General features: G+C 50.8%; 14 protein-coding genes. 10 read left to right on the top strand and 4 right to left on the bottom strand.

Translation table 11 applies throughout. From position 1 onward, the window contains the following. Positions 1–45: 45 nt before the first annotated feature. The 8 genes from A9753_RS05935 (at position 46) to metX (ending at position 12500) form a co-directional block, all read left to right on the top strand. Positions 46–1200: a glycosyltransferase family protein gene (locus A9753_RS05935; RefSeq protein ID WP_067781780.1), complete on the top strand. Its 1155-nt coding sequence runs from the start codon at positions 46–48 to the stop codon at positions 1198–1200. Then, positions 1197–2408 (top strand): glycosyltransferase, encoded by a 1212-nt coding sequence (locus tag A9753_RS05930; protein WP_067781777.1) that lies wholly within the window; start codon positions 1197–1199, stop codon positions 2406–2408. Before A9753_RS05935 ends, A9753_RS05930 begins: the two co-directional genes overlap by 4 nt. Beyond that, positions 2405–4441 carry a DUF6541 family protein gene (locus A9753_RS05925; protein WP_067781774.1) on the top strand — a complete coding sequence of 679 codons (2037 nt, stop codon included), beginning with the start codon at positions 2405–2407 and terminating at the stop codon, positions 4439–4441. Before A9753_RS05930 ends, A9753_RS05925 begins: the two co-directional genes overlap by 4 nt. Positions 4442–4474: 33 nt before the next feature. Then, positions 4475–5788, top strand: coding sequence for a nucleotide sugar dehydrogenase (locus A9753_RS05920; RefSeq protein WP_067781771.1), 1314 nt, complete (start codon positions 4475–4477; stop codon positions 5786–5788). Positions 5789–5811: 23 nt separating this feature from the next. Beyond that, positions 5812–7797 (top strand): DUF6541 family protein, encoded by a 1986-nt coding sequence (locus A9753_RS05915; protein WP_067782304.1) that lies wholly within the window; start codon positions 5812–5814, stop codon positions 7795–7797. Positions 7798–7929: 132 nt separating this feature from the next. Further along, positions 7930–9504, top strand: coding sequence for an N-acetylmuramoyl-L-alanine amidase family protein (locus A9753_RS05910; protein ID WP_067781769.1), 1575 nt, complete (start codon positions 7930–7932; stop codon positions 9502–9504). Positions 9505–9860: 356 nt separating this feature from the next. Beyond that, positions 9861–11198, top strand: a complete 1338-nt coding sequence (locus tag A9753_RS05905; protein ID WP_089024747.1) for an O-acetylhomoserine aminocarboxypropyltransferase/cysteine synthase family protein — start codon at positions 9861–9863, stop codon at positions 11196–11198. 84 nt (positions 11199–11282) lie between these two features. Next, positions 11283–12500, top strand: coding sequence for a homoserine O-acetyltransferase MetX (gene metX / locus A9753_RS05900; RefSeq protein ID WP_067781764.1), 1218 nt, complete (start codon positions 11283–11285; stop codon positions 12498–12500). A gap of 71 nt (positions 12501–12571) precedes the next feature. Here metX and rfbB read toward each other — a convergent pair whose 3' ends face one another. After that, positions 12572–13567, bottom strand: coding sequence for a dTDP-glucose 4,6-dehydratase (gene rfbB / locus A9753_RS05895; protein WP_067781761.1), 996 nt, complete (start codon positions 13565–13567; stop codon positions 12572–12574). Between the two features lie 181 nt (positions 13568–13748). Here rfbB and A9753_RS05890 point away from each other — a divergent pair, with 181 nt between their 5' ends. Next, positions 13749–15608 carry a phosphotransferase gene (locus A9753_RS05890; protein WP_067781758.1) on the top strand — a complete coding sequence of 620 codons (1860 nt, stop codon included), beginning with the start codon at positions 13749–13751 and terminating at the stop codon, positions 15606–15608. A gap of 11 nt (positions 15609–15619) precedes the next feature. Continuing rightward, the gene (locus tag A9753_RS05885) at positions 15620–16558 is read left to right on the top strand and encodes a DMT family transporter (RefSeq protein WP_067781755.1); all 939 of its coding nucleotides are present in this window, start codon (positions 15620–15622) and stop codon (positions 16556–16558) included. Here A9753_RS05885 and A9753_RS05880 read toward each other — a convergent pair. From A9753_RS05880 to A9753_RS05870, 3 genes are read right to left on the bottom strand one after another with little or no spacing between them, the layout of a single operon-like run. Continuing rightward, a complete protein-coding gene (locus tag A9753_RS05880; RefSeq protein WP_067781752.1) occupies positions 16524–16931 on the bottom strand; it encodes a DUF2304 domain-containing protein in 408 nt (135 codons plus the stop codon). The genes A9753_RS05885 and A9753_RS05880 overlap by 35 nt on opposite strands. 1 nt (position 16932) lies before the next feature. Continuing rightward, positions 16933–17655 (bottom strand): glycosyltransferase family 2 protein, encoded by a 723-nt coding sequence (locus A9753_RS05875; protein WP_067781749.1) that lies wholly within the window; start codon positions 17653–17655, stop codon positions 16933–16935. A gap of 37 nt (positions 17656–17692) precedes the next feature. Beyond that, positions 17693–18832 carry a glycosyltransferase family 4 protein gene (locus A9753_RS05870; RefSeq protein WP_067781746.1) on the bottom strand — a complete coding sequence of 380 codons (1140 nt, stop codon included), beginning with the start codon at positions 18830–18832 and terminating at the stop codon, positions 17693–17695. Positions 18833–18838: the final 6 nt, after the last annotated feature.

The following is an 18838-nucleotide window of genomic DNA, read 5'->3' as shown; positions in this document are numbered from 1 at the left end:
CACTTGTCGATTTGTTGCTGTGTCTGATTCCTAATGAAGCGAGACATGATTTCTCCAACTAGTAATACTTCTCAACAATCCAGGGCCGAAGACACCCGCCCCTGGGTCGTTTTTCATGCGCCCTATCCCTTGGAACCGGGCAAACCTGCTGCATCGAAGTTGCGTCCCGTTGCTATGCGCAAAGCGTTTCGTGAACTGGGGTATGACGTTGTTGACGTTACGGGGTATGCCCCTGCCCGACGTCGTGCTATTCACCGGGTCATGAAACGCATCGTATCTGGGGATCATCCCGTGTGCGTATATGGGGAAAACGCCACTATTCCTTCAGCATTGACAGAGCCTCGTCATGTTCCTGTTCATCCTCGATTGGATATGGCGTTTTTCCGCTTTTGTACACGTCAGGGAATCCCCGTTGGAGTGTTCTACCGAGATATTTACTGGCGTTTTCCACGTTTCCGTACCCATATTCCTCGCCCGATCGAACTGGGATTGCAAATCGCTTATCGTTCGGAACTTCTGGGTTACCGATATGCAGGGGTTCACTTGTTTGTGCCCAGTGAGCCGATGATTCCTTATATTCCCTTCATCTTGCACCAGTACATGTCTCCTCTTCCCCCAGGATCTGATAGTGGTGTGGACATCACCTCATCACCCTCAACCTCTCACGTCACCTTCTTATTTATCGGTGTTCTTGGTGATAACTATCGTCTTGATGAAGCGTTCCATGCTATCAATCACCACGATGATGCGAAGTTAACATTGTGTGTTCGTGAAGAAACATGGCAAGAATGGCAATCCCACTATGCCCCCATGATCAGTGCAGAAAAACTGCGTGTTGTTCATGTTTCCGGGGCAGATCTTGAACCGCTTTATCGTGACGCCACAGTAGGTCTTCTTCTCACGCAGCCTCACGAATACTGGGATTTTGCTGTCCCGTACAAACTCTATGAGTACCTTGCTCACCAACTTCCTATCGTCGCTACGCAAGGAACGCAAACAGGGAGAATTGTTGATGATTTAGGGATCGGATGGACGATTGAGAACACGGAAAGTGCTCTCATGAATCTTATTGACCATCTCACTGCTCACCCTGAGCAGATTGAGGCCGTCCGTTCTCGCATGCGTGAGGTACTGTCGTCTCAGACATGGGCTGCACGAGCACGCACAGTGATTGATGTACTTACGGGGGAAACGGAATGACTCGCACATACCGCTTGGCGATGGTGACGCGTATTCACCTCCCCGAAGCCGCTGCGGCTTCTTTCCGTTTAGCAGGCGTTGAACGAGCCCTTCGGGATGCGGGACATCGCGTCACCGTATTGACTACTCAGGTGCCTGGGAAAACTCCTAAGGATATCGCTGGCGTGATCGTCAAACGCTGGCCTGTTCTCCGTGACAAGAGCGGGTATGTGCGTGGCTATATCCAGTACATGAGTTTTGATATCCCCGCTTTTTTTCGCATCCTTGCCCTCGGCCCTACAGATGCCGCACTCATTGAACCTCCTCCAACCACAGGCGTGGTAAGCAGAGTGGCATGTGCTATTCGCCGTATCCCGTACGTGTGGTACGCGCCGGACGTATGGAGTGACGCCGCAGCATCAACATCAGCTCCCCGCCCTGTAGTTCGTGCCGTACGTGCTATGGAGTCTTTTGCAATGAGGGGAGCGCAAGCCGTTATCGCTATTAATGATGGGGTTGCGGAGCGTGCTAAAGCTTTAGGTGCTCGCGATATTCGCATTATTCCGAATGGGATTGATACAGATGTGTTCCGTGCGGATCGAGAGCCATTGAGTACTGAGCAATGGGCTGCTCTTACAGGAGAAAAAGTTTCCGAGGTGCCGCCTTTCCTCTTGTACGCAGGAACTGCTTCAGAATGGCAAGGTGCTGGGATATTCGTCGATGCTTTCCATCGCATCCATGAGGATTTTCCGCAAGCCCGTCTTGTTTTTCTAGGCCAAGGTTCAGACTGGGAAACCATTCGTCATCAAGCACAACAATTTGAGTGGGTTGGTGACAATCCAGTCACCGTTGCGTCAGGTGTTCCTGTGGAGGCTGCTGCTCAGTGGCAGCGTACTGCACGAGCATGCCTCGTCTCCATTATTCCGGGACAAGGGTACGACTTTGCTTATCCCACGAAAATTTTCGCTTCTCTGGCTTGCGGTACTCCGATTATCTATGCAGGAGTTGGCCCTGCTGTTGACGATATTTCCACTCACGACTTAGGTTATGTTTCCTCCTACGAGGTGCGCGACGTGGCTCAAGCGATGTCGAAGATGTTGAGTGACGTATCAGAAGGTAGTCAAACCGAGCATTACCGTTCATGGGTGGTGGCTCACCGTTCATTGCAGGCCACGGGGCAACGAGTCCGTGACGTTCTTGAGGAAGTCGCAGCGAGGACTCGCTTATGATTCATTGGCTCTGGCTTAGTCCGGTCCTTTTCTTTTTTGTTTTTCTTACTTTTCTTCCTGGCCTTCTTCTCATTTCTGCCACTGGGCTTCATGGAGCTCTACGGCGACTTGCTCTTGCGCCAGCTGTGACTTTCGCTTTTGTGGGGGCCGGTGGTGTAATCCTTCACTATGGAGGGATTTGGTGGCATCTGGTGACTGTTGTCCCACTGGGATTGACAGTTATTGCCATAGCGATTGTCGCTCGGGTTGTTGTGGAAGGACGGCACGGGGATCGCTGGGACTTTTCTTTCCTCACGGATCATCATTTTTCTCTTGACGGTGCCCGTAGGTTTCTACGTCGCTGTTGGAGAGCAGCACCATGGTTGAGCAGGGTCATCATGGTGTGGTTCATCATGATTCTGCCCATTCTTGTGGTGGTGGATCCCTTAACGCCTAGTCAAAGTGGTGACGCCCTCTACCACTACAACCAGGTGTGGCTGATCGAGCACACGGGTAATGCTTCTATGCTCGACGGTAATGCCGGGCTTTTTGGGATGGATGGAACAAGCAGTTTTTATCCCATGGTGTGGCATGATCTGGTGTCCTTGGGTGCATTGGGATGGACTCAGTCTCTTCCTGTCACCAATGTGATGCTTTTGGTGGTTCCGTTGATTTGGATCTGCGGAATTCTGTATCTCACGCGCACCGTTTTGCCTGATGTGGCGCATGCGGACGTCTTTGCTCTGGGACTCATCGCCCTTCCGGCTATTTTCCCAATGCGTCTTCTTTTTGATACGGCTTTGTGGCCGTATTGTTTAATGTTATCCGCATGTCCCGCAGTGGTTGCGTTTATCCTCGATAGTTGGCGGCAGTTCATTGCGCATGTACGTAATCATCACTACGCGCAAGCTACGTTATGGGCACTGGCTCCAGTCGTTCCTCTCCTTGGTGTGATTTTCACTCACCCTTCTGCTTTAGTCGTCATCGGCTGGCCCTTAGTGCTGATCGCCTGGTCCGGTTTGGTTTTGGCAGGTATCCGACAACGGCGCAGTTCTGATTCTTTTCAACGACGCCGCGGTACCTGGATTCTTGTCATCGCAGGGTTTCTTGTTTTTGCCACCATTGTGTTTGTTTTGGGGCCTGGTCCGCAGCAAGCGCACTTTGGGCGCCGTCCACACCGTAATTGGCACCATTTGTGGGACAAACTGTTCCAGCCCTTCTTCTTGTATTACGCAGGGGGAGGGCACATGATGTGGATCTCTTCGGCCATTATTCTTCTGCTCCTTACGCTTGGTGTTTGGGCAGTGTTGACTCAGCAAAAACATCGTGGAGTTCTTATTGGATGGGCATCTATCCTGCCGCTCATAGTGGCGGCCACGGCTCCGATTCCTGTTCTTAGCGCATTGACGGGATTGTTCTACAACAACCCCCATCGTATTAAAGCGATGGCTGTGCCTGCATTGATTTTGTTGATGGCTATTGGGCTGTCATATGTATGGCAGCGCAGCCCGTTCATGCAACGATGGTCACCGAATACTGTGGCGGCAATCCTTCTCATTGTTGCCACGATTGCGAGTACTCCAGGGCTTATCAGTGATGCTCGTGGTGGTTTTAGTCCTCAACCGGGAGATACGCGCTTTATGGTGGATTCTGACGAATTGGCCATGATTAAGCGTTTACGTCACGAGTTGCCTGATGATGCCCTGGTCATTGGTGATCCGGTTGCCGGTGCTGGCATGATTCCTTTCATTACCGGACGTGAATCGGTGTGGACATTCCCTGGGCAGGCAAGTTCAGATCAGGATGGTCTGTATCTGCGTAATAACTTCCGACGCCTTCATTCAGACCCTCGAGTGTGCGCTATTATTCGGCGTCACAACATCAGGTATTTTTACGCAGATCAAGACCGAAACTTTAATGGCGTTCATCTATCTGAACTCCGTCCGGGCTTGTATAACGTTCCCACGTACCATGGCTTTACGCTCATCGATCATGGAGGAACCGCCGCGCTTTACAGGATTGATTCCTGTTATGACCAAGACAACGGTGAATAAACTGGTTTCATGACCACCACGGAAGGACACAATATGCGTATTGCGGTTGTCGCATTAGGAAAAATTGGCCTGCCTCTTGCAGTCCAGTTCGCAGACATGGGCCACGAAGTGATCGGGGTTGATGTCTCTCAGACCGCCGTCGACGCTGTTAATGCGGGGGAAGAGCCTTTCCCCGGTGAAGCTCATCTTGCTGAAAAACTTGGTGAACTTATTCCATCGGGTGCGCTGCGTGCCACTACGGAGTATTCCGAAGCAATTCCTGGTGCAGATGCAATCGTGATTGTGGTGCCGCTTTTCGTTAACGATGAGACGTGGGAGCCGGACTTCGCTTGGATGGACTCTGCGACGAAGTCATTGGCAGAGCATTTAACCCCAGGAACTCTTATTTCTTACGAAACTACTCTCCCGGTAGGAACGTTGCGGGGGCGCTGGAAGCCCATGATTGAAGAGATTTCTGGTCTTACTGAAGGCAAAGATTTTCATCTCGTTTTTAGTCCCGAACGTGTTCTTACTGGTCGGGTCTTTGCCGACCTTCGCCGGTATCCCAAGTTGGTTGGCGGCCTCAGTGATGAAGGTACTCGGGTAGGTATTGAGTTTTACGAGAAGGTCCTCGAATTTGACGAGCGCGATGACCTACCGATGCCGAATGGCGTGTGGGATATGGGTACTGCAGAAGCAGCTGAAATGGCGAAACTGGCAGAAACTACCTATCGGGACGTCAATATCGGTTTAGCTAACCAGTTCGCGGTGTATGCCGATAAGGTCGGTTTTGATGTGGACCGTGTGATTACGGCATGTAACTCCCAGCCTTATTCGCACATTCATCGTCCTGGTATCGCTGTTGGCGGTCACTGTATTCCGGTCTATCCGCGTCTGTACTTGTCTACTGACCCCGACGCATCGGTTGTGCGTACTGCTCGTTCTTTCAATGCCACCATGCCTTCGTATGTGGTGGGGCGCGCTGAAGAACTTCTTGGAGACCTTAATGGACTACGAGTGGCAGTTCTTGGTGCTTCTTACCGCGGCAAGGTTAAGGAAACGGCATTCTCCGGGGTCTTTCCGACTGTTGGTGCCTTGCGTGAGAAAGGCGCTCATGTCATGGTTGAAGATCCCATGTTTAGTGATGAGGAACTTCAAGCATATGGATGGGAACCGTACCACCTTGGTGACCAGGTGGATCTGGTTATCGTTCAAGCGGACCATGCTGAATATGCAACCCTGACCCCTCAAGATCTTCCTGGTGTGCGCCTTCTTATTGATGGGCGGCGTATCACTGATGCTCAACGATGGGTTGGAATCCCACGTCTAACTATTGGTGGCGGCACGCTCGCATTGGACGTGGAGTAACGTAGGTGAACTTTGTGTTCAGTATGGGAACAGTTGTCGCGCTTCTGTTTCTGCCTGGTTGGCTCATTGCTTATGCATGGCGTTATCGAGGACTGTTTGCGTGGTCAGTTGCCCCTGTGTTGAGCGCTGGAGTGTTGGGGTGTGCAACACTTTTTGTTCGTCCCTGGGATCGAGCCCATGTCATTGCTGTGCTCCTTGTGCTTACCGCAGTCACAGCATTCGCTGGGTTTCGTGTTTTTCGTGGGAGTGGCACATTCCCCTCCCAAGAATTAGGGAATGTGGGGTTTATCCGTGGCTCATGGATAGCAGGGGCGGGGTTAATAGTCGCCATTTTGGCTACGGTAATCCCTTTGTGGATAGGAACTCACGGAGCAGATAATCCTGCACAAGCGTCTGACGCTGTTTACCATTTGTCAGCCGCTCGCTTTGTTCGTGTCCAGGGTAATGCCTCTCCTTTGGGAGGCCTATCGAGCATGTATGACGGTGCTCAAGTGTATTACCCCACCTTGTGGCATGGGTTAGTGGCATTGATGCCTGGAAGCGTAGTACTGGCCTCTAATGCGCTCGTGATTGTGGTAGCCGGATTCATTTTTCCTATCACCATGAGTGCAATGATTGTGAGTCTGGCACATCGAATCGCACTTCCTCCAGTCGTGGTTGCTGGAACAATCGCAATGACTGGCTCCACGACCTCTGTGGTCTTAATTGCTTCGAGTGTATGGCCTTTTACGCTGAGTATTGTTTTTGTCCCGGCTGTTCTTGCTTTGTTGATGAGTGTCGATCAGATAGATGGGAATAGTCATGGTGATGCACGCCGTATCGTGACTGGGCGCGTGGCTCTGGTGATCTTGTCGACTATGGGGGTGGTGAGCGCCCATGGGAGTGGAATTTTTTCTCTTCTGGTAATTGGGATGCCTGTGGGGATTGCCATCATGTGGCCATGGTTAGCCTCATTTAGACGTCGAGTTTTGTGGGGCGGATGCGCGGCGGTGGTGCTGGTAGCCTCGTTGTTGGCATGGGTGATGCGTGCACCGCTGAATTCTGTTTTTAGCTATCAACGCTCACCCGGTAATCTCTTGGGCTCTGCTTTTGGCATTCTCACGGGGCACCCACAACTGGGGCATTATTCTTTGTGGTTCCCAGGTAATGCATGCGTCGTTGCATTAGGAATTTACGGTGCTGTGCTCGTGATTCGATGGTGGCGTATTTCTGAAGACAAGGTTCTGCGTGCTTGGCTGGTCAGTGCTGCCATCGCCGTGTTTTTGGTTCTTCTTGCCGGTGGCCCTCAATGGTTTGGCAGAATTCTTGCAGGGCCGTGGTACACCCAACGTGCGCGCATTATGCCATTGGTGACTATTGCAGGATTTCCTTTGGTGGCTGTTGCCCTTCACAAGATTTCTCAATCCCAATGGCCCTCCCGTATTCTCGGGCACATTCTTCGTCGCCTATCGATCGTTCGTGTACGCACGTCGTTCTCTCCGGAGGGGATTGTCTGTGCAATTGTGATACTTACAGCGGTGTGTGCCCCGGCATGGAGATGGGGGCTTAAGGAAGAAATCATGGCATCAATTCATGATCCCCATGCCATTACCTATGGTGCGATGCTGTCAGACGATGAGCGCGTACTCATAGAACGCGCATCACGTGACCTCCCATCTGATGCTGTTGTTCTTGGTGAACCTTCGAGCGGAGCCCCGTACTTGTGGAGCATTGCTGGCATTCACGTGGTTTATCCTTCCCGTCCTCCAATTGACGGTGAACTTGGATGGCTTGCGCACAACATTGATCACATTAACGATGATCCTCGGGTGTGTGATGTGCTTAAACGTCGAGGAATTGGCTTTTACTATAGTGACAGTGCTCTTCCGGATGGGCGTGATGGGGGAGTGCGCGAACCATTATGGGAAAATCAGTTGCGTCATATTCCTGAGCATGCTCTTGAGCGAATTGATTCTCAAGGTGACGCAGCATTGTGGCGGATTATTGCCTGTGGACATGAATCTCAGTGATCGGGTAAAGAGCGCATAAGGTATTTCACTATTGCACCACTAGTCACAACCATCACTTCCTCATAAACTGTCGCTCGTATCACGCCCGACTGTGTGTCGCATTCGACACGGATCATATGTTTGGACTTCGTTATGACGTCTGCTCACCTCTTGGCTCGGATTTTTCACCGATTGCTTGTACTTGTGGGTATGTTCGCTGTGATTGCTGCTGGTAGTGGGCTCAGCCCACTGACACCGCAGGCATACGCCTATCACGCATCAGTATTTCATCAAGAAGTTACCGCAGATGATGGTGAATCAGTCGGAGGAGACGGATCATCCCGGGGGTGGTCGCAGGGTGGTCATTGGGTGCGAAGCGGTAGTTCATGGTGGTGGCGAAATCCTGACGGATCCTGGCCAGTAGCGTCGTGGAACAAAGTAGGTGCTTTCTACTATTACGCTGGTGCTGACGGTTTTCTCGCAACTGGATGGCTTTATGATGCAGGTCAGTGGTACTACCTCGACCCTTCTTCTGGGGCAATGGTGGTTGGCCGTCGAATCGTCAATGACTCTGCTTACGCTTTTGATGATTCCGGGTCAATGGTGACTGGTTGGTTTCATGACCGAACTGGATGGCGCTATTACGCGGCGGACGGCCGGGAAGTTCGAGGCTGGCAGTCCATTTCGGGACGCTGGTACTTCTTCACTGATGCCGGCCTCATGCACACTGGTTGGCTTTGGGATCGCGGATCGTGGTTCTACTTGCAAACTGATGGTTCAATGAAGCAATGGACATTGACTTTGCCTGATGGCACGTATTTTTTCACCTCATCTGGGGTGATGGTGACGGGGTGGTTCCTGCATCCAGATGGTTGGCGTCTTTACGAGGACTCAGGACGCCGTGTTAGTGGGTGGAAGCGTGAAGGAATTCGTTGGTATTACCTAGATCTTGTTACGGGCTTGATGGCGACAGGTCAGCGGGAAATCGATGGTCAACTCTATGACTTTCCTTTGTATGTTACTGATGCGGTTAGCCAAACGTTTCAGCCCGGCGTGATTATTTCTGACGCTGCTATGTTTGATGGTGCGGCAATGTCTGAATCTGAAATTCGCCAATTTCTCGAGTCTAAGAATCCTTCCTGTGTGCCTGGATCTGACGGTTCTCCCTGCCTGAAGGACTATCGTCAAACAACGTCGACTCTTACGGGCGATTATTGTTCGCCGTATGTAGGTGGAAAGAATGAAGACGTTGCGACGATTATTGCGAAAGTTTCGCAAGCCTGTGGCATTAGCCCCCAGGTGTTGTTGGTTCTTCTTCAAAAAGAACAGGGACTTGTGTTGGGGACAGGGGATCGTCTGACTATACGCGCTTACTCTCGTGCTACTGGGTTTGCGTGTCCTGATACGGCTGATTGTGCTTCGCAGTATGCGGGTTTGCAATCGCAGTTGTATTACGCGGCATCGCGTTTGCGGACCTATGGGGAAAAGCCGCAGTCGTATCGTTTTCGGGCTGGACAAACTGTTGAGGTTGGGTACAGCCCTAATCGTGCATGTGGTAGTTCTACGGTGCTGATTGCTAATCGTGCAACGGCGGCGCTCTATAACTACACTCCCTACCAGCCCAATAGTGCGGCATTGGCGAATCTCTACGGGGTGGGAGATAGTTGTTCGACGTACGGCAACCGTAATTTCTGGCGTTACTTTAGGGATTGGTTCGGGCAGGGATAGTTTCGCTCCGAGAAGACTTAATGTGAATTAATGAGATACTACATTAGTGTGATTGTGAATTAGTTCATCAGTAAAATATTTGCTTTCCCCCGGAATGCATGCTGAACTACAACCATGTTCCGTCGAATGTGCCGCTGACGCGCACGCCGCCTCCGCTCACTGTTTAGCCTGCCCTCATAGGGTCGCTAAGGTGTCCGTTTTAGCGTTGAGGCCATCGGTTAACTTCCCGATACGCAGTCAGCAGGCCCACGTGTGCGTCATTTGAATCCATGAGTAAACCCAGCGGATTGATGACGGCGAATCGATCAGACTAGTGAAATCAGCCCATGATCCGCACAGCAATGAAAGACATGATCATGAGCAATGACTCCACTGCACGTAAATTTGAAACTCTCCAGGTTCATGCCGGTCACATTCCCGATGGCGATACTGGCGCACGTGCTATTCCGATCTATCAATCCACCAGTTTCGTCTTCCCCTCAGCGCAGGAAGCTGCTGACCGTTTCTCTCTTTCTTCGCTCGGTCCTATCTATACTCGTCTTGGAAACCCCACCAATGAGATTGTTGAAAACCGTATCGCCGCTTTGGAAGGTGGCGTGGGTGCGCTGCTCACCGCCTCAGGCTTGGGGGCTGAAACCCTGACTTTCCTCACGCTAGGGTCACAGGGGTCCAACATTGTTGCCTCACCTTCTCTCTACGGTGGTACTACCAACCTCTTTGCTCAGACACTTCCTAAGTTCGGTATCACCACGCGCTTCGTTGACGATCCCACCGATCCTCAGGCGTGGGCGGCTCTTGCTGATGAACGCACTATTGCTTTCTATGGTGAAACTATCCCCAATCCCGCAGGTGACATCCTTGATATTGAAGCCATTGCTCAACAGGCGCATGATCTTGGTATTCCACTTGTAGTTGATAACACCGTGGCCAGCCCATACCTCACTCGCCCCATCGAATGGGGGGCAGACATCGTGGTTGAATCAGCAACCAAGTTCCTTGGCGGTCATGGTTCTGCCGTGGCTGGTGTGATTGTTGATTCCGGTAACTTCGACTATGCGAAGCAACCCGAGCGTTTTCCTGATTTCAACACTCCCGACCCCTCCTACAATGGTCTGATCTATGCCCGTGATTTGGGGGTGGGAAGTGAGTTCGGGGCAAACCTCGCTTTCATTCTTAAGGCACGCGTCCAAATTCAACGTGACTTGGGTTTTGCGGCCAGCCCATTTAACGCATTCCTCATCGCACAAGGTATCGAAACGCTGTCACTGCGTTTAGAACGCCACGTTGATAACGCCCAGAAAGTCGCAGAATTCCTTGATTCTTCCGACGCCGTGACATCAGTTCGCTATGCGGGTTTGCCTTCCAGCCCGTATTACGAATTGCACCGCAAGTACAATCCCCGTGGAGCAGGAAGCGTCTTCTCCTTCGACCTCCCCGGTGGGCGGGAAGCTGGCGCAGCTTTCATCGATGCGCTCGAACTGTTTTCTCATCTTGCCAATATTGGTGATGTGCGTTCCCTGGCTGTTCATCCTGCTACCACCACCCACTCACAACTCGATGATGAGGGACTAGCTAAAGCAGGAATTAGCGCAGGAACTGTTCGTCTCAGCATCGGTATTGAGCACATCGATGACATCCTCGCGGATATCCAGCGAGGTCTTGAAGCAGCAAGTGCAGTGTCTCAGGTTTCCTAATCCTGGCAGCAACAACGGGTGGGGTGAAGTTGTAGTTGCTTCGCCCCACCCGTGGTGAGAAAAAGAGTGAAAGGATAGGCGACCATGAGTAATCGTCTCCCCGCGGCGTCGTCGTATGACATCGAATCCGGGCAGTCATCCATACTGCCACCTACTATTAGTGACGTTATAACTAAGACTGCTCCTTTTACTCGTGGAACCCCTACTGGCGCATGGAAACAAGGGAGCGATCCGGGCTATCGCCAATTTTGTTCGTTAGGTGAATTTCCCCTCGAGTCGGGAGCGGTTATTCCCCATACCGTTATTGCATACGAGACATGGGGAGAACTGAATGACGACGCTTCTAACGCTGTTTTATTCCTTCACGCGCTAACTGGTGACTCCCATGTGGCTCCCCATGATGTTGATGATGAACCGGGCTGGTGGGCAGATATCGTCGGCCCTGGAAAAGTGATTGACCCCTCCATGTATTTTGTGGTGGCTATGAATATGCTTGGCGGTTGTCAAGGGTCCACTGGTCCTAGCACCCAGGCACCTGATGGAAAACCCTGGGGCGGGCGATTTCCTTGGATCACCACTCGTGACGCTGTGCGCGCAGAAGAAGCAGTAGCTCGCCAGTTGGGAATCAGGCAATTTGCCTGCGTGATCGGTGCATCTCTTGGCGGGCATCGTGCTCTGGAATGGGCGCTTATGTTCCCTGATATGGTTCGCTCACTTATCGTGGTAGCCTCAGGCCCCGCAACCACCGCCGATCAAATGGCCTGGTGCCATATTCAAGAACAAGCTATCAGTAATGATCCCTACTTCTTTGAGGGGAATTACTACGATCACCCCGTTGGTCCCGTGCGAGGACTAGGACTAGCGCGTTCACTGGCACACACTACTTACCGTAGTGCACAAGAACTTGACTGCCGGTTTGCTCGTCAGGAGCAAACAGGTGAAGATCCCACCGTCAGTGGGCGATTTGAAGTGGAGTCGTACCTGGACTATCACGCCTCAAAACTCGTTGCGCGATTTGACGCAAACACCTACCTGCTCGTCACCCATTCCATGCTTTTGCACGATGTGGGGCAAGGTCGTGGGGGAGTGGAGAGTGCATTAGCATTAATCTCCTGCCCTACTCTTGTTATCAGTGTGGATTCAGACAGGCTTTTTCTTCCTCACCACACACAAGCGATGGCGCAGAATATTCCGCAAGCAGAACTAAGACATATCACCACTCCCTACGGCCATGACGGATTTTTGATTGAAGTTGATCAGGTTGCCTCTTTCATGGGGCCATTCCTCCGACAGCACACGTAAGGCGTGCATAGTGAGGGGCCACGATGGATTCTATCGTGGCCCCTCACTAGTGTTAATCGCTCACATGGTAATTACTGTCCTTGTGCGGCGTACTTTGCTTCGACTTCAGCCTTTAGTGGGCGCCACCAGGCTTCATTCTCACGGTACCAAGCGATGGTCTGCTCAAGTCCTGAACGGAAATCGGTGAACTTAGGAGCCCAACCTAACTCTTCGACGAGTTTGGTGTTGTCAATGGCGTAACGCATATCGTGACCCGGACGGTCATTGACATGCTCGTAATCGTCACGATCATGGCCCATCAGTTCAAGGATAAGTTCGACGACTTCCTTGTTGTTCTTCTCGCCATTAGCGCCGATCAAGTAGGTCTCACCGATGTGTCCCTTTTCGATGATGTCCCACACAGCATCGTTGTGGTCGAGGACGTGAATCCAGTCGCGAACATTTTCACCAGCGCCATAGAGTTTGGGGCGCACGCCATCAATGAGATTTGTGATTTGGCGAGGAATGAACTTCTCAATGTGCTGGTAAGGGCCGTAATTGTTTGAGCAGTTCGAGATGGTTGCTTCAATTCCGAAGGAACGCACCCATGCGCGAACTAAAAGGTCAGAGCCAGCTTTGGAGGAGGAGTAGGGGGAGGAAGGGTTGTAAGGGGTCTCCGGGGTGAACTTGGCAGGATCGTCTAACTCGAGGTCGCCGTAGACCTCGTCGGTGCTGACGTGGTGGAAGCGGGTGCCATGCTTGCGAGCAGCTTCAAGCAGAGTGAACGTGCCCACGAGGTTGGTTTGAATGAACGGGGAGGGGTCAAGTAGGGAGTTGTCATTGTGTGATTCGGCTGCGAAATGGACAACAACATCTGCGTCTTTGACCAAGGGGTCCACAGTGTCACGGTCGGCAATATCTCCAACGACAAGGTTGACCTTGTCCTTGATGTCAGCCAAGCTGCCTTCGTTGCCGGCGTAGGTCATTTTGTCCAGAACAGTGACAGAAGCGTCTGGGTAACGGTTCAAGGTCTGATGGACAAAGTTAGCGCCAATGAATCCGGCGCCGCCGGTGATGAGGACGTGCATGAAAAACTCCGATCAAAAGGATGGGACTTCAGTGTACTCACTTTGGTGGTATTCACTCTGTGCTACGACTCGTTCGTCGTATGGTAAAACGCGCATCCACCATCATTTGTGTTCATTTATTGAAATTAAGTGCTAGTATTCGAACATAATATCGCCAACAAAATTTCGAACGAGGCTTCTTGTGGTAACTTCTCCCTCTTTGACCCACCAGCAGTTCAATGTCCTGTTCGCACTCCTTAATGCCCCGGGTGATGGACGATTGACTCAACGTCAACTGGCCGAATCAACGGGAATGTCTCTTGGTCGTGTGAACACTGCTGTCAGAGAGTGCGAAGCCTACGGATTCATTAACAATCGCGCTATTACAATTGCTGGTCGAGAGGCGCTTGAACCCTATCGAGTTCGTAACGCTATCGTCTTGGCTGCAGGGCTGTCTCAGCGCTTTGCTCCGATCTCCTATGAACGGCCAAAAGGAACTTTGAAGGTTCGTGGCGAAGTTCTCGTTGAACGCCAGATTCAACAACTGCATGATGCTGGGATCACTGATATCACTGTGGTTGTCGGTTATAAAAAACAATATTTTTTCTATCTTGCTAAAAAATACGGTGTCTCTATTGTTGTTAATAACGAGTACGCCACTCGAAATAACAATGGCTCACTGTGGCTTGTAAAAGACAAACTTGATAATACTTACGTATGTTCGTCTGACGACTATTTCACCGAAAATCCCTTTGAATCACACGTCTATCAGGCTTACTATTCAGCTCAATATGCTGCGGGTCCGACCGACGAATGGTGTATTACCACAGGGGCGGGAGATCGGATCACTGGAGCCACGGTTGGCGGACATGACTGTTGGTTTATGCTGGGACACGTCTATTTTGATCGAAAGTTTTCGGCAACTTTCCGTGAGATTTTGGAAAAGGTTTACCATCTCCCGCAAACTGCGCCTCTCTTGTGGGAATCGATTTATATCGACAATGTGAAAAAGTTCGATATGGTAATTCGTCGTTATCCTGATGGATTGATCAATGAATTTGATTCTGTTGATGAAATTCGTTCTTTCGACCCTATGTTTATGGAAAACGTCGATTCCGAAGTATTCGATAACATTTCCAAAGCCCTAGACTGCGCGAAGAGTGACATTCACGATTTTTATCCCTTAAAGCAAGGAATTACCAATCTTTCTTGTCACTTTAGTGTTGGTGACAATGAGTATGTGTACCGTCATCCAGGCGTAGGTACAGAGAAAATTGTTGACCGTCAGGCTGAAGCAGCAGCGTTGGATATGGCGAAAGATTTAGGAATCGATCAAACTCATATCCTCTGTGATCCTAATAAAGGTTGGAAGATTTCCCACTTTTTGCCGAATGTGCGCAATTTGGATCCGGCGAATAGTGATGAACTACGTCGAGCTATGGAAATGGGACGTGCGCTTCATGAGTGCGGTCGAGTCCTTGATCGGTCTTTTGACTTCATTACTGAGGGAGTACGTTACGAATCTTTCTTGCTTCAACATGGACCAATTGATCTTCCTGGATATGAAGAACTTCGTGCCAAGGTCATGCGTCTTAAAGAATGGGCCGATTCTGATCACTTTTCCGCAGTGCCCAGTCATAATGACTTTTTCCCTCTGAACTTTTTAGTCGGCCCTGAGGGGCACCTTGACCTGATTGACTGGGAGTATGCGGGAATGTCCGATGTTGCTAGTGACTTCGGAACCATGACCGTGTGTGCTCAACTTTCACCTGAGCAGGCGGCGGAAGCGTTGTACGCATACTTTGGTCGCCGGCCTACCGTTGAAGAAGAACGCCACTTTATGGCATATGTCGTTTTTGCCGGTTGGTGCTGGTATGTGTGGTCCTTGGCTAAACAGGCTGAAGGTGATGATGTAGGTGAGTGGCTATTTATTTATTACAACCATGCTGTTGAATACGTGGATGACTGTCTCTCTGCTTATGAGACGAACTCTCGACCGCAATGCCTAAGTAATGTGTCAATTGATCGGGTTACATCGGCTGATTCGCTACAAGGAAACTGAGAGAAATCAGCATGCGATTTGGAATACTTAGCGGCGCGTTGTGGGGGCTAGACACGGTTATTTTGGCGATCGCCGTTGTCATGGTTCCATTTGTGACGAGTTCAGAAACCTCTCTAGTCAGTGCATTACTACATGACACAGTTAGCGCATTAATTCTGTTCGTCTATATGGTGGCGCGAGGTCGACTTCATGACACTGTCAGGGCACTTAAAACGCGTAGTGGTCAGGCAGTCGTTGGTGCAGCAATCCTTGGCGGTCCAGTAGGAATGACCGGATACCTGACAGCGATTAATCATATCGGGCCTGGGCTGACTGCGATTATCTCGACTTTTTATCCCGCAGTGGGAACCCTACTGGCCTATATATTTCTCAAAGAACGGATGTACACTCATCAACTTATGGCCTTGATGGTTGCTCTCGGAGCGGTGATTGCTGTGGGATGGTCAACTCAAAGTGCAGTTGAAGGTTCGCCGATCATCGGTGTCATAGGTGCCCTTGCCTGTGTGATCGGCTGGGGCTCAGAAGCAGCAATTCTTGCTTGGGGGATGCGTGATGATGCTGTAGATAATGAGACGGCTTTGCATATTCGTCAAACCACATCAGCCACTGTCTATCTGCTCATTGTTGCTCCACTCGCAGGAGTTCTTCCCTTCACTATCTCGGCTGTCCCGCACCTGGGAACAGCAGTGATCGCGTTAGCGGCATTAGCCGGAACAGCTTCGTATCTTTTTTACTACCAGGCAATCCATGTTATCGGAGCGTCACGAGGAATGGCTCTGAATATTTCTTACTCGGCATGGGCGATTATCTTTGCCTTGCTTTTACAAGGAACTGTGCCGACTCTGCTTCAAAGTATTTGTTGCGTCATTATTCTTGTGAGTACTGTTCTTGCTGCAACTCCGCGATGGAGAGATCTTATTTCTCGATCGGAGAATGTTCAGCAGATGTGAGGTGAGGCAATACAACGTTGTTTTGATTCGGAAGATGAGATTGTAACTCGGTGACGTCATGTCGCAGCAGAGCAATCTCTTCCACTAATCGACGCCGATCTTCCTCAAGACCCGTAACCACGACTGCTTGGTGGAGAGCTAAGGCAACAACAACACTGAGTACGATAGTTAAAGCAAAGTTTGACGTGACCTCAAAGCCCGCGAGGGTGGCTGCCTTATGAAGTATTGAAGGAAAAAGAAGAGAGATAAGAGCGAGAAGATCGAGGAATAGCCACAACCATACGTATTTTTCTTTAATCTTATGGAATCTCAGTAATCGTAGAATTACCCAGGCAATTATTAGTACCCCGAGAATTAAGAAGAGTGTGTACATGCTAGGCCTTCTCGATAGTGAAACGGGGACTTGAAAGAGCAATACACATGGCCATGAACGCTCGTAGTAAGTAAATCGCTGCTTTGATAGGAGAATGCGAAGGCTGACCGGCGGTACGTGCATGCATTTCTACTCCAACTTGGCGCACCACTAGCCCAGAACGAATCCCTACGATCATTGCTTCGATGGTATCTCCGAGATACTCAGCAGGGTAGTGCTGAGAAAACAAAAGGATGGCTCGACGAGAGTAGAGTTTAAAACCGCTCGTGACGTCTGTGAGATGAGTTTTACTGAGTTTGCTCATCACATGGCGAAGTAGGGCCATTGCCCATTTTCGGGGACCACGAACAGCATATGAACCGACCCCAGCGAAACGTGCACCGATGACAACATCGGCCCCCTCCTCATTCATACATGTGATGAGGGAAGGAATATCACGAGGGTCATGTTGTCCATCAGCATCAACCTGCACGGCAGTGTCATAACCGTTGCGTTGAGCAAAAACAAAGCCCGCTCGCATTGCACCTCCTACCCCAAGATTGAGAGGAAGATCTAGGACAATTGCTCCTGCTTCTTGGGCAACTAATGCTGTCGAATCTGTCGATCCATCGGAGACAACGAGGACATCAGCCCACGGCAGTGAGTGGCGCACTGACGTTACTACTGTGCCGACAGACTTCTCTTCATTCCATGCTGGAATGATGACAAGAAGAGACTGGGTCACTGTGCCGTCCTTTTCGTGAGATAAAGGGTGTGTCTTCTCATCGTAGCGCGTGTTCGTAGGCTTGAACGTGTGCCAATGCAGAGCGTTGCCATGTGAACGTCTTTGCTCGTTCTTGGGCGGCTTGCGCGAGATTCTGACGTCGTTCAGGGTCGTGGTGGAGGGAAAGTAGTTCCTTACTTAAACTTGCGGCATCTGGATTGCTATAGGCCACAGCGTTACCTCCCACTTCAGGAAGAGACAAAATGGGGGTGGTGAGCACTGCTGCTCCACATGCCATTGCCTCCAAGACAGGTAATCCAAATCCTTCACCGATTGATGGATACGCCAGGACCTCACATCCCGATAGGAAGCCAGGAAGATCGCCAAGAGGTAGGTAACCCGGTTGCATGACGGTCATATGAGAGGGGACTGTTGTAAGTGCAGGCTCAATATCGTGATCCCAACCTTTTCCGCCGGCTAGCACAAGTACGGGAGCATGCGGATCATCGTGAAATGCTTGAACCCAGGCGTGAATAAGCGCGGGGACATTTTTCCGGGGCTCAAGTGTCCCTAAAAAACCAATGTAAGGTCGATCGGCTAGACCAAGCGATGCGCGTACGCGCGAACGGTCATTGTCTGAGACAGGATGAAAAACTGAACGATCAACACCGTGATATGCAATGGTGAAGTCGGATTCATTTCCCCCTACGTATCGGAGAATTTCATCACGAGTCGCCTGTGAGGGAACGATGATCGAATCAGCATACGCGACACAACGCCGAATAGCATGGCTAAAAAAGTGTTTCTTGAGTGGCGAATGTGCTTGTGGATGTGAGAAAAACGTGGCGTCATGTGCTGTCACGGTCAAGGGGATACCACCGAGTGCTTTGGGGCCACGAATTGCTGCAGGGAATGTGTAGTGAGGACAGTGCAACACGTCTGGTTTGATTCGACTCACTAATTCAGGCAATCCGACCTGTTCCCAGGCTATGCGAGCTGCACGACTTTTTAAGAACCCGGGAACTGTGATGAGGCGGGCTTGGGGCACTTTATGTTTGAAATGCTCCACATCGCGCTGTTGAACCGCCATCGTGAGGTGAACACCAGCCTGAGCAAGTTCTGGGACAAGATCGTCGACGTAGCGACCAACACCGCCAAGATTGGCGGGGATGGCAGTGGCATCGAAAAGAATCTTCATACCATC

The sequence above is a fragment of the Actinomyces vulturis genome (assembly GCF_001687305.1).
GTDB classification, from domain to species: domain Bacteria; phylum Actinomycetota; class Actinomycetes; order Actinomycetales; family Actinomycetaceae; genus Actinomyces; species Actinomyces vulturis.
The sequence above is the reverse complement of the archived record's forward strand: the minus strand, read 5'-3'. Positions and strand labels throughout refer to the sequence as shown.

Bases quoted from the DNA above. Each gene is read 5' to 3' on its own strand.
- A9753_RS05885 (WP_067781755.1), top strand. From the start codon at position 15,620: ATGCGATTTGGAATACTTAGCGGCGCGTTGTGGGGGCTAGACACGGTT.
- A9753_RS05930 (WP_067781777.1), top strand. From the start codon at position 1,197: ATGACTCGCACATACCGCTTGGCGATGGTGACGCGTATTCACCTCCCC.
- A9753_RS05910 (WP_067781769.1), top strand. From the start codon at position 7,930: ATGACGTCTGCTCACCTCTTGGCTCGGATTTTTCACCGATTGCTTGTA.
- A9753_RS05935 (WP_067781780.1), top strand. From the start codon at position 46: ATGATTTCTCCAACTAGTAATACTTCTCAACAATCCAGGGCCGAAGAC.
- A9753_RS05905 (WP_089024747.1), top strand. From the start codon at position 9,861: ATGAGCAATGACTCCACTGCACGTAAATTTGAAACTCTCCAGGTTCAT.
- metX (WP_067781764.1), top strand. From the start codon at position 11,283: ATGAGTAATCGTCTCCCCGCGGCGTCGTCGTATGACATCGAATCCGGG.
- A9753_RS05915 (WP_067782304.1), top strand. From the start codon at position 5,812: ATGGGAACAGTTGTCGCGCTTCTGTTTCTGCCTGGTTGGCTCATTGCT.
- A9753_RS05920 (WP_067781771.1), top strand. From the start codon at position 4,475: ATGCGTATTGCGGTTGTCGCATTAGGAAAAATTGGCCTGCCTCTTGCA.
- A9753_RS05870 (WP_067781746.1), bottom strand. From the start codon at position 18,832: ATGAAGATTCTTTTCGATGCCACTGCCATCCCCGCCAATCTTGGCGGT.
- A9753_RS05880 (WP_067781752.1), bottom strand. From the start codon at position 16,931: ATGTACACACTCTTCTTAATTCTCGGGGTACTAATAATTGCCTGGGTA.
- A9753_RS05925 (WP_067781774.1), top strand. From the start codon at position 2,405: ATGATTCATTGGCTCTGGCTTAGTCCGGTCCTTTTCTTTTTTGTTTTT.
- rfbB (WP_067781761.1), bottom strand. From the start codon at position 13,567: ATGCACGTCCTCATCACCGGCGGCGCCGGATTCATTGGCGCTAACTTT.